Source organism: Spirosoma daeguense, from assembly GCF_054776875.1.
Genome location: NZ_BAAHBF010000003.1, coordinates 878,933 through 890,512, shown reverse-complemented (window position 1 = coordinate 890,512; position 11,580 = coordinate 878,933). Strand labels below are relative to the sequence as shown.

The window sequence follows — 11,580 nt, the reverse complement described above, 5'->3', positions numbered from 1 at the left end:
TATTGAAGAAAACGCTAATTTTGGCTTTTCTGATAACATACTATGAAAATCAAATCGCTGTTACTGGCCTTGCCTGCACTTTGTTTCGCTTGCAGTAGCTCCAGCACCGACGTTTCTGACCCAGCTCTCCAGATGGAAGCAAGCCCATTTACGGCCAAGAAAGTGGCGGGAGTTAATTCACTTGCAAGCGACTTCAACTATGATGCTCCCTGCCATCTTCTTGAAGAAGCGTTGATTCGCGAGACATTACATTTAGACGAAAAAACTGAGCTTGCCGAAGGACATGAGCACGATGGTTGTGCGTTTGAATGGGCAGGTAATAAAGTTGTTCTTTCGTTTGGCGGCAAAAAGCCTTACAATTCACTCGAAACAGCCGCTTACTATTTCGATCATATGTTTCAGGGCAAACCAGCTGCCGTAGTTGAAGAGCCTATTGAAGAAGCAAACGAAGAAACAACCAGCGGACCAGAGCCAGAAGGCACTAACTCTGAAACATCAGCTTCGGATTCAACCCATCAAAGCCCCGCTGCGGCTGATGAGCATCCCACCCATTCAGGCGTAACGGCGGCTGTACCTTCGCCGGCTAAACATGCCGTTAGTTCGGGAAATTATAAGCCTGTTTCTGGTGTAGGTGACAAAGCCGTATGGGATGCTACGACCGGCCAGTTACATGTTTTGTACAAGAATCATATCATTAACGTAACGGTTGAATCGAAAGCGAAAGCCGAAGAGAAAAAACATCAGGCAGAGACTCTATCAGAAGTTCTGATAGAGAAAATTGCTGATAACGAGTACGTTAAATACTTGTAATCTAGATTATTACTACGTATAAAAAAGGGACGCTACAGTAAGTAGCGTCCCTTTTTTATACGTAGCATTGAGGGAAAGTTGTTGTGTACAATCAGTTGCTTCTATTTCAAACCAAATACAATTCGTGTGAATTTAAACGGACGTATCAGCAATAAGTAAATAGACACACAAACAACGAGCGACGATAAACTTATAGCCAGAAACCCATCGTAAACACCTAATTCTGTGTGTGTTAATACGTAGTACCCAATCAGCACAATGACCGTTTGGTGGAGAATATAGAACGGATAAACGGCTTCATTCAGTTGAGGCAGAATTCGATGATTTTTATTGAGATAACGATAACCGTAGCCAATAGTCATTAACACCGAAAACCACGTAAGGCCAAGGTTATTGAAGCTAAACAACGTAGTGATTAATCGGGATGCGTGAATTGCCTCATAACCAACAAAGCCACGAACGCTGTAAAAAATAACCGTACAGACCAACGTAGCCGCCAGAAAATAACGTCGCTGATCTGCGATGATCTGCCAGAAAGCCTGCCGACTGATGAGCAGATAACCCAGCCAGAACAGAATCAGGTTTTTCATAAAATACGCCCAGTCGTTAATCAGAGCGTGGGTTTCGTTGGGAAAGAAACCACCTAATGCTACGTCGTTCAGAATCAGGAAACCTACCAGCCACAAAGCACCTCCACGACGAGCAATCGATCGCCCGATCCGATCGGTAAACCGTTGCCCAGAATCGGATTTGAGCCAGCGAAATACCGGAATACTGAGCAAGGAATAGAAAAACAGATAACATACAAACCAGAGGTGATGCCAGCTAAAGGCTCCCCCTTTCCCGCCATCGCTGTACGGCTGAAAGTTGAATACTTCGGGATAGAAGTCAGCGTAACTTCCACTAAATCTTCCGCGAAACAACCATTCGATATAAATCTGTGGCGGAACAATAACGAACATACCGAATAACAGCGGAATAAAGAGCCGTCGAACTCGCTCTCCCGCATACGTGCCAAATGTCCGCTTTTTCAGGGCGAAGAACGTACCGGCTCCCGAAATAAAAAACAACAGCGGCATTCGCCAGTGATGCAGCCAGGACATAACGGTTTCCATCAGTTTGCTATGTTCCGCACTCTGAATGTGCCATCCCCACGATACGTAAATCATGCCCGTGTGGTAAAATAGCAGAGTTATAATTGCGATAACACGTAGCCAATCCAAGTCGTATCGGCGATTAGGGGTAGCATAGGGCGGGGCGCTTAGGGCAGCGGGCATGGATGATTTGCTCACAGTTTCCATGAGTGAGATGTATGTTGTTTGTGAGGAAATGAGTTAAGGAAGCCGATAGGCCACTACGTAATCGCCGAGTTTTGTGCCGAGTTTTCCGTGTCCACCAGCCGCTATCACTACGTACTGCTGACCGTTTATCTGATACGTCATAGGTGTGGCCTGCGCACTAACAGGAAGTGGTACTTCCCATTGCAAACTGCCGTCCTGTGTTTTAAACGCCCGCAGATGCCCGTCTAAACTGGCCGCAACAAACGTTAGCCCTCCGGCGGTGGCAATTGCTCCGCCAAAATTCAAAGAACCCCACTGTTTGGCTTCTGGGTATTTTGCCGGGTCCATCATAAAGCCCAGCGGCACCTCCCAAGCCAACGCCCCTTTCTGTAGATTTATAGCGACCAATGTTCCCCAGGGTGGTGGTGTCTGCATCAGAATGCCTCGTTCGTCTTTGCTAAACATATAACTCCGCTTCAGTACGTAGGGCGTACCATTCTGCATGCCCGTTTCGGCACGTAGTAAATCCTGATCATTTTTTACCGTAGCCGCCAGTTTCTCGCGTGGTAACAGCCGAATCACAGCCGCCAGCCGATTTACATTGGTGATAAGCAAACCTGATTCCGGGTCATAACACATGCCTCCCCAATGAATTCCGCCCACGTTTCCGGGCGTAACAACAGTGCCTTCGAGCGATGGAGGTGTAAAAACGCCGTCATAACGTAATCCAGCAATCCGTCGTTGAGCAGCTTCTTTGTCAGCAGGCGTTAAACCCCATATATCTAGTTTCTGCAAACCGAGTAAAGGTAACGTAGCAGGAAATGGTTGAGTGGGAAAGGTTTCCTCGCCCGGTACGTTCGATTTGGGAACGGGGCGTTCTTCGATGGGCAGCAACGGTACACCGGTTTCGCGATGCAGAATAAATACGTGCCCCATTTTCGTTCCCACGGCCACCGCCGGGACTGATTTACCGTTTTGGGTAAACATAAACAGCAACGGCTGAGCAGCATTGTCGTAATCCCAGACATCGTGATGAACCGTCTGGAAATGCCAGACCACTTTACCCGTTGATGCCCGAATTGCCACAATCGAACTGGCACCCAGATTCTTACCCAACCGTTCGCCACCGTAATAATCAGGGCTTGGGCTGGTTGTCGGAATAAATACCAGATCACGTTCGGCATCGGCGGAAATAATAGACCAGGCATTGGCCGCTCCCGTTTGCGTAGCTACGGGGCCTTTCCACGTATCGAATCCTAAATCACCTTCTTTGCGCGGAATAGGGTCCCAACTCCAGCGTAGTGCACCCGTAAGTACGTCATACGCGCGCACTACGCCCCGTTCATAGTTGAATCGGCTATTATCGCCCATCGACGACCCGACCACAATCGTATTGCCAATAATTGCCGGTGGCGACGTAATACTGATATTGCCAACGCCCTGCCGTAAATCGACGCTTCCCGCTTTACCAAACGAGGGAATAGGCTTGCCCGTAGTAGCCTCCAGCGCAATTAATCGGCCATCGAGCGTTGCGACAAAAATTCGTTTACTTGCTCCTACTGATGTGGTTTTATCACCAGCCGCTGGCCAGACAGACACACCACGTGATGTAATTTCAGACAAGTCCTGACGCAGATATACGTCGGGGTCATAATCCCATTTTTTCTGACCTGTAGCGGCATCGATGGCAAAAACTCGCGAAGTTGGTGTGGTGAAAAACAACGTACCATCGACCATTACGGGAGTCGTTTCGAAAGCCGCTTTTTCGTCGGCACTTGTGCCTTTATAGTGCTCCAGTTCGCCCGTTCGGAACGTCCAGGCTACGGTTAATTGCTTTACGTTTGTGGCATTGATTTGCTTCAGCGGGGAGAAGCGCATACCCCCAGCGTCGTTACCGTACGCAGGCCATTCGACAGCATTGCTCGGCTTTGCAGAGCCTGTTCCCTGCGCACGTAACGTAGCAACCGGGTTCATCAACAGGAGCGATAAACCCATAAACACACAAACCGGGTTACGTAGTGGGAAGTTACTGGTTTTCATAAAGAGCAGTTTTAATTGACAACACAAAAATGCCACTCACAGCCCTCAGACAACCTATTTCCCGATGATTACGAAGTTCATGCCGACCGGGACGAAGTTATTTTATTTCCGATAAGCCTTTCTTGCTAGCCGACCAGCTCGAAATTGCGCGGGGGTCAGGTCGGTTATTCTCTTAAATGCGGTATGAAACGCTGACGGCGAATTATAGCCAACCCGTTCGGCAATCTCATCGATTTTTAGGTGCAGAATGTCTGGATTGTTCAACAGAATTTGCGCTTCGGCAATTCGATGCGTAGCCAGCCAATCAAAAAAGTTTTGTCCTAATCGATCATTCAGGATTTGTGAGAGATGATGGGGTGACGTATTGAGCCGCTGGGCCAGTTTAGGTAACGAAAGATCACTTTCGAGATAAGGCTTTTCAGCATCCATTATCCGATTCAGCTTAGCCAGCAACGCTTCTTCCTGTTCGTCTGACAGCGACGATTTTTCGTATTTCTTCCGGATTTCAATCACAACTTCCGGTGCTTTTGGAAGTGGCTCAGGTTCGCCGGTGAAATAAGTAGAATCGGCCATCACCCGAATGCTTGTTAGGTAAATGATAAGGGTGAGGTAACTCGCCAGCAGGTAATCGCCCAGATCTTCGTGAAACTGCGGCTTGATAATAACAATCAGGATAGGCAGCACTAAAAACAGCAGTGTCTGATTGCGAAGTTGCGCCAGACGTACTGGCGAATTCTGCCAGATAGTTTTCCCGGCACGACGATAAGCCCGATAGATATAAATCAAAGATGCTACGTTGTATAACAGGCAGCTAATCAGCGTTAACTGGTTGATATATTGGCGTATATGGAGAAAATCTTCGGGTACGTAGTGAGCTGGTTCTGCTACGTATGGCAGTTCAGGATGAAAGGCATTCAGGTAATTGTTGTATTTTATTTCTATAGGCTGATACAACCACGTAACGGCATAGAGCGTCCAGAAAGCCGCTGGAACAAAATGCCAGCCCCAGCCTCGCGGGAGTTTTCCCTGAATGCGAGCAACAACAAACAGGAAAAACAGCGGTGCCATCAGGAAATTCAGGTGTTCCGAAAAATCGACCAGCGCCAGCATCCGAAACATGTAATTACTGTAGCACAGGAAAATTTCGCCAATAACCGCCGACAGACTGAGCATAAGCCAACCCAGACAACGATTCGCTACGTTATATTTACGTGACCCTGTCAGAAAAAAGAAGCCCAGAAAAATAGCCTGAGCCACACCCAACAGAATGATGAACGTAAACAGATCGAAGTGAATTGGCTGATATTGCATTGAATTCCGGTTACCTTTCCCAAATTAACAAAAAAGGTGAATACGGACGTACTAGCCCATATTCACCTTTCATTTTTTATAGAATCCAGTCTTAACGAATATTTACCTCAAATGGCAGACGCATCTGCATACCTTCGAAGGTCTTAATTTTTTTAATGTATTTCACGTAAGGAGCCAGATCGCCAAGCTGCGCCTGAATTTTACTTTCTTCGTCTCCACTAAACGACTTCATCAACTGTTCGAAGAACTCTTTTTTGCGAGGCTGGTAGCGGATACGATAGTCACCATCTTTCAATTTAGCCGACTGAGCTGCCAGTTTAATCGCATCGTCAAGACCGCCTAGCTGGTCGACCAGACCGATGGATTTTCCTTGCACGCCCGTCCAGACACGACCACCGGCAATCGCCCGTACACTATCGACCGGAAGCTTACGACCAGCGGCAGCTTTACCCGTAAACTGGCTGTAAATACGTTCCGTAGCGCGCTGGAGCGTTTGTTTCTGAAACGGCGACATTTCGTGTGTTACTGCTGGGAAATCAGCATTTTCGTTTGTTTTTACGCGGTCGTGCGTAATGCCGAGTTTTTCCCTCAGGAACGATTCGGTGTTGAACAGCACCGAAAATACGCCAATCGAACCCGTTATGGTATTGGGTTGAGCCACGATTTTGTTGCAACCCATCAGCATATAATAGCCGCCCGAAGCCGCATAATCAGACATGGAACCGATAACGGGTTTGGCTTTTTTAGCCAGCTCAACTTCGCGATACATAATATCTGACGCCAGCGCACTACCACCACCTGAGTTGACACGTAGCACAATCGCTTTCACTTTATCGTCCAGCCGCGCTTTGCGAAGTTCTTCAACAATAGTCTCAGAACCAATACTTTCGTCGCCACTTTTACCAGTGCTTATATCTCCCGAGGCCACAATAACAGCAATCCGATTCGAGCCGCTACCACTTTCATCGTCAGTCGATTTCTCAGAATCTTCGTACTTACGTAGCGTGATGTAATTGATTTTCTTTTTTTCGTCGAGCTCTAACTGCTTACGTATTACACTTTCCACTTCATCCTGATAGCCGATGTTGGTAATCAGTTTGGCACGTAGCGCATCTTCGGGCGTTTGAATGCTGAGTTTATCCGCCAAATCCTTGAGCGTATTTACCTGAAGACCCCGGCTTTGCGCTACACGCACCAGCATGTGGTTGTTTACCGAGTTCAGGAACGATGACACCTGAAGCTTGTTTGGATCGCTCATATTTTCCCGTGCGAATGGTTCGATAGCGCTTTTAAACTCGCCAACACGGAAGATTTCGGGCTTCACGCCCAGTTTATCGAGCGTGCCTTTGAAGAAGGTCATTTCGACGTTCAGCCCATTCCATTCCAGCTCACCAACCGGATTGAGGTATATTTTATCGGCAATCGAAGCCAGATAATATCCTTTTTCGTTCATGCCCTCGGCATACGCGTAAACAAACTTTTTCGATTGTTTGAAATCAATAAGCGCGTTACGTACTTCTTCGAGCGAGGCCCATCCTGCCATTGGTTCGGCAACGTCAAGGTAAATACCTTTGATGTTGTCGTCGTCTTTGGCATCCTTTAATGCCTGTTTCAGCTCGATTAGCCCGGTTGCATCGCCACCCGACGAAACTGGCCCTAAACTATTAAACGGATTATTCCGATTACGCTCCTCGATTGGCTCGTCTAACTTGATTTTCAACACCGAGTTTGCGCTTACTGTCGGCTTACTATCGCTCGACGACAAGGCAGTAACTACACCGATAAATAAAAGAAAACCAACAAAAGAGAACAGCAAAAGCCCTACAATGGTGGCCAGTACGTACTTCAGAAACTGTCGCATGACTAGATAGCTAATTAGTGTGTCGCTACACACAATACGCAAAAATACACCTCAACCGAGGCATCGTATGGAAAAAATGTTGAGTGTACTCCCCAACGGATAAATGGTAAAAAAAGCCCGGGAAAATAAATCAGTATCCCTCCGCTTTATTTACAACCCATTTGTTAACAAAGCTGTTCAGTAACTCATTCCAGTCGTATACGTACGATTACTAGTTGCCTTTGTATTTTTTTGGCGCAAGTCGTTCAGTTAAAGGTATTTCTTCAGATAAGTAATAATGTGCGGCCAGTCGGTTGGCAACACTGAATGACCACCTTCGTGCATGAAATAACCTAGCGAATTAAGCAGTTGCGACGTATCACCCGCACTCAGCAACGTAGTGGTTTGCGGACATTTTTCACCGAAAAGTGCATAGACGGGCGTAGCAGCCACTGCCGATAGAAATTCTCCTTTAGGATCAGACCAGTAATCAGTGCTACCTGTCTGTAGCAAGAGCGGACGGGGAGCCATTAACGCCACCAGCGCGTGCCCATCGAAGGGTAATTGCGCAAGCTTGTTGGCATAGCTATGGTAATTTCTGGCGAACTGGTACTGATAACGCGTTGAATCGGTGATATGCGCCACTGTTTCCCCAAAATTCCGCCGACTCAGTGCGGCACCACCTTCGCCCGAAATACTAGCCACAACCAGCTTGAAACGTGTATCCCGAATTCCTGCCCAGAGAACAGTTTTGCCCAAACGAGAAGCGCCTTGCAACGCAATCCGCTTATCATCAATCTGTTTGTCGGTTTCAAAATAATCCATGACTCGACTAAGTCCCCACGCCCAGGCCGATATAGCGCCCCACTCGTCAGATGCTACGTCTGTTTGACCCGGCTTTAGATACGTCGACCGGATGCCGTACTTGATACCGTCTTTAAAGTCGGGTTCGATATCACCGTAATACAACGTAGCAAAGCCAATTCCGGCGTCAAGAAACTGTTCTACGTTCAGCTTACCAAACGAGCTAGGTTTGTCAGCGGCAACTAGTTTTCCTTCCCGTGACCAAATTTTACCTACCAATAGACCATTATCATCGATAACCTGGTTATAGGCCGCAAACGAAATCGAAAGCAAGACAGGAGCCGGTTTCGTTGCCGCTTTGGGCAGATAAATCACTACGTTGACCTGATGGGTGGTAGTGTCATTCGTGAGGTATATTCTGACCTGTTTTCGAATGGCCTTGTCATTAAAAGTGCCTGTCCCCTTGTCAAAAACGTGAAAACGTAACGCCTGTGGACGCGAAGGCGCTTTCCCAAACTGAATTTCTTCCACCAGCTTAAGTAGTTCGGGACGCCGTTTCTGAAGCCACATTTTCGAGTTAGTCACCCGCTGTCCGTCTGTAGTTGTCAGCAGATCGGGTAGCGTATACGTACCAACCGAATCCTCCTGATAATTAACAGGAATACCGGCTACCAACGTTGGCCGGTTTGCAGCCTGTTGCGCCAAAACCTTCAAAGAGAAAATAAATAAACAACTGATTACCAGAAATTTTCTCATCCCTTTACTACAGTTCAATCTTTTTAATGACTGATAAAGTGGATTTCATTGAACAACTACCTACCCTAACTTTATCTGACTATAAAACAACTTGGGGTGAGCACTACGTAGTGCTCACCCCAAGTTTATGAACAAAAACAGACCCGTTTCTACATCAACTTATAATCGTTGACAGACGTCTGAATTACTTCCCAGGCTTCGGACTGGCCGTAAACATTGGCCAATTCCATTGCTACTGGCTCGTCGGGCAGAGTTTTGTAGGTTAGGAAGTAGTGACGCAGGCGTTTTACAACCGCTTCGGGCAATTGAGCCAACTCGGTATATTGACCGTACATGGCATCGCCTTTCAATACCGCAATAATTTTATCGTCGGCTTCCCCTTTGTCGATCATCCGGAAACCACCAATCGGGATAGCCTGAAGAATCAGGTCACCGTGGGTAATTTCACGCTCGGTCAATACGCAAATATCGAGCGGATCACCGTCGCCCATCTCTACGTGCCGACCCGATTTTTCGGTAGCTAGTCTAGCAATCTGATCACCACAGTACGTTTGCGGAATAAACCCGTACAACGCAGGCAATACGTTTGAGTATTGTTGTGGCCGGTCGATTTTCAGATAACCGGTGTTTTTGTCGATCTCGTATTTAACCGTGTCGGTTGGTACGATCTCGATAAAAACAGTGACCTGCTTCGGGGCTAATTCGCCAATGGGGATACCATGCCAGGGATGAGCTTTAAAGTTACTCTTCATTGATTTTGTGTAATAATTACAAATTTGTTTAATGAACTCAATAAAATGACGAATGTAAACCGCTACGTTAGGACGTTAAGCTCGTGACCTCGTCATTTTACAATTAATTAATCGGCTTAGGCCGACGCTTTGTGATCGATGAAACCGACTCGTTCGGCAACCAATTGCTCGCCCGAACGGTGCTGATTCTGTCGTACCAGCATTTCGCCCAGAAAACCGGCCAGAAATAGTTGAACGCCCAGAATGATGGCCACCAGACCAAAAAAGAACATGGGATTATCGGTTACGTTGCGAAACCGAATGCCCTTCGAAATATTAATTAGCTTTTCAACAATGAGCCAGATCGCCATAACAGACCCCACAAAAAACGATAACGTACCCAACGTACCAAAAAAGTGCATGGGCCGCTTACTGAATCGATGAACAAAGGCAATGACCAGTACGTCGAGAAAGCCGTTCACAAACCGTTCGAGCCCGAATTTGGTGGTTCCGTATTTACGCGCACGGTGTTGAACCACCTTTTCGCCGATACGTTTGAACCCATTCCAATTGGCAAGAATCGGTAGGTTTCGGTGCATATCGCCGTAAAGGGCTGGTGCAATGGTTTTCACTACGTTCTGCCGATACGCTTTCAGACCACAGTTGAAATCGTGAAGCTGTACACCCGAAATCCAGCGCGAAACGCCATTAAAAAGTTTGGTTGGCAGTGTTTTCGTCAGTGGGTCGTACCGTTTCTGTTTCCAGCCCGACACAAGGTCGAACTTCTGTTGCGTAATCATATCATACAGCTCTGGAATCTCATCGGGACTATCCTGCAAATCAGCATCCATCGTGATAACCACCTGACCACGAGCAGCCTGAAAGCCAGTTTGCAAAGCTGAGGTTTTGCCGTAGTTACGGTTGAAGCGAATACCGCGCACATGCGAATTCTGTTCCGACAATTGCTCAATAATCGGCCACGATTCGTCCGTACTACCATCGTCGATGAACAGGATTTCGTAGGTATACCGACGTTCTGTCACTACCCGTACAATCCAGTCATGTAATTCGGGCAGCGATTCTTCTTCGTTGTAGAGCGGAATCAGAACAGTCAGTTGAAGTGCTTCGGACATATATTTTAATAAACCGTACCAGAAAATTGGCAACTAGCGCAAATAGTATCGCAAAGGTCGTAGAGTTTTCAGAAAATCAGGTAAAAATCGCGCAGTAACGCCCGAAATTCTGATGTATACGCTTCCTTAGAACAATCTTGCGGGCTGGTTCCGTAAATATCAAGTGTAGATTCACTCAGTTGAACTGGTTTTCCGACCGAAAAACCAGTAATCATTCGAAAAACTGGCTTTGTTGCCCGATGACGTAACGCCAGCCGATGAAACGGGTACAGGTTTTGCATCTCTGCCAGTTCGATCAGCTTGCTCATTTCGTAGGGTGGCAACAAAACCCACCATTCTCCATCAGACTTTAGCAAACGCTTAACGGCGTCAACCAGTTCGCCAAACGGCAAATCACCCGTATGCAACGCCCGATTGATAGCCGCATCCGGCGAACGCAAGTGATTTGTGTAAAACGGCGGATTGGTCAGAATTCGGTCATAAAGCAACGTAGCATCAACATCCTGAATACGTTTCTGCGCTACGTTCACCCGATTGGAAAACGGGCTGTCTGCTACGTTGTCACGCGCCTGAGCGGTAGCATCCGTATCGATTTCTACGGCATCAATATGCGCCGATCCGTTACGTTGGGCAGCCATAAGCGCCAATAGGCCCGTTCCTGTACCGATATCGAGTATCCGCCCTCCCACGCCCACATCAGCATAAGCTCCCAACACACAGGCATCGGTGCAGACTTTCATAGCCGCCCGCTCCTGATGAATGGTAAATTGCTTGAACTGAAACATCGACCGGGATTTAGCTGATTGATGGATTAAACGGATTTTGAACCAAGATTTTATCAAGATTGAAAAAATTATGTTGATTTTGCTTTCCCC

Annotated in this window: 9 protein-coding genes; 1 reads left to right on the top strand and 8 read right to left on the bottom strand. The window is 47.2% G+C overall.

Annotated elements, in window-relative coordinates:
* Positions 1-42 precede the first annotated feature (42 nt).
* Positions 43-810, top strand: a complete 768-nt coding sequence (locus ACYVD4_RS12580; RefSeq protein ID WP_460946033.1) for a hypothetical protein — start codon at positions 43-45, stop codon at positions 808-810.
* 101 nt (positions 811-911) lie between these two features.
* On the opposite strand, the gene ACYVD4_RS12575 is transcribed toward ACYVD4_RS12580, so the two are convergent.
* The 8 genes from ACYVD4_RS12575 to ACYVD4_RS12540 form a co-directional block, all read right to left on the bottom strand.
* A complete protein-coding gene (locus ACYVD4_RS12575) occupies positions 912-2,111 on the bottom strand; it encodes an acyltransferase family protein (protein WP_460946031.1) in 1,200 nt (399 codons plus the stop codon).
* Between the two features lie 33 nt (positions 2,112-2,144).
* The gene (locus tag ACYVD4_RS12570; RefSeq protein WP_460946029.1) at positions 2,145-4,130 is read right to left on the bottom strand and encodes a pyrroloquinoline quinone-dependent dehydrogenase; all 1,986 of its coding nucleotides are present in this window, start codon (positions 4,128-4,130) and stop codon (positions 2,145-2,147) included.
* 102 nt (positions 4,131-4,232) lie between these two features.
* Positions 4,233-5,441 (bottom strand): helix-turn-helix domain-containing protein, encoded by a 1,209-nt coding sequence (locus ACYVD4_RS12565; RefSeq protein ID WP_460946027.1) that lies wholly within the window; start codon positions 5,439-5,441, stop codon positions 4,233-4,235.
* A 91-nt stretch (positions 5,442-5,532) separates the two neighbouring features.
* Positions 5,533-7,302: a signal peptide peptidase SppA gene (gene sppA / locus ACYVD4_RS12560; RefSeq protein ID WP_460946025.1), complete on the bottom strand. Its 1,770-nt coding sequence runs from the start codon at positions 7,300-7,302 to the stop codon at positions 5,533-5,535.
* 249 nt (positions 7,303-7,551) lie between these two features.
* Entirely contained in the window at positions 7,552-8,841 is a 1,290-nt protein-coding gene (locus tag ACYVD4_RS12555; protein ID WP_460946023.1) for a glucuronyl esterase domain-containing protein, read from the bottom strand.
* Positions 8,842-8,990: 149 nt separating this feature from the next.
* Entirely contained in the window at positions 8,991-9,593 is a 603-nt protein-coding gene (locus tag ACYVD4_RS12550; RefSeq protein WP_460946021.1) for an inorganic pyrophosphatase, read from the bottom strand.
* Between the two features lie 116 nt (positions 9,594-9,709).
* The gene (locus tag ACYVD4_RS12545) at positions 9,710-10,705 is read right to left on the bottom strand and encodes a glycosyltransferase family 2 protein (RefSeq protein ID WP_460946019.1); all 996 of its coding nucleotides are present in this window, start codon (positions 10,703-10,705) and stop codon (positions 9,710-9,712) included.
* Positions 10,706-10,773: 68 nt separating this feature from the next.
* Positions 10,774-11,490: a tRNA1(Val) (adenine(37)-N6)-methyltransferase gene (locus ACYVD4_RS12540; protein WP_460946017.1), complete on the bottom strand. Its 717-nt coding sequence runs from the start codon at positions 11,488-11,490 to the stop codon at positions 10,774-10,776.
* Between the last annotated feature and the right edge of the window lie 90 nt (positions 11,491-11,580).

What these genes read in the sequence shown, in the direction of transcription:
- ACYVD4_RS12580 (WP_460946033.1), top strand. Translation starts at nt 43, where the DNA reads ATGAAAATCAAATCGCTGTTACTGGCCTTGCCTGCACTTTGTTTCGCT.
- ACYVD4_RS12575 (WP_460946031.1), bottom strand. Translation starts at nt 2,111, where the DNA reads ATGGAAACTGTGAGCAAATCATCCATGCCCGCTGCCCTAAGCGCCCCG.
- ACYVD4_RS12570 (WP_460946029.1), bottom strand. Translation starts at nt 4,130, where the DNA reads ATGAAAACCAGTAACTTCCCACTACGTAACCCGGTTTGTGTGTTTATG.
- ACYVD4_RS12565 (WP_460946027.1), bottom strand. Translation starts at nt 5,441, where the DNA reads ATGCAATATCAGCCAATTCACTTCGATCTGTTTACGTTCATCATTCTG.
- sppA (WP_460946025.1), bottom strand. Translation starts at nt 7,302, where the DNA reads ATGCGACAGTTTCTGAAGTACGTACTGGCCACCATTGTAGGGCTTTTG.
- ACYVD4_RS12555 (WP_460946023.1), bottom strand. Translation starts at nt 8,841, where the DNA reads ATGAGAAAATTTCTGGTAATCAGTTGTTTATTTATTTTCTCTTTGAAG.
- ACYVD4_RS12550 (WP_460946021.1), bottom strand. Translation starts at nt 9,593, where the DNA reads ATGAAGAGTAACTTTAAAGCTCATCCCTGGCATGGTATCCCCATTGGC.
- ACYVD4_RS12545 (WP_460946019.1), bottom strand. Translation starts at nt 10,705, where the DNA reads ATGTCCGAAGCACTTCAACTGACTGTTCTGATTCCGCTCTACAACGAA.
- ACYVD4_RS12540 (WP_460946017.1), bottom strand. Translation starts at nt 11,490, where the DNA reads ATGTTTCAGTTCAAGCAATTTACCATTCATCAGGAGCGGGCGGCTATG.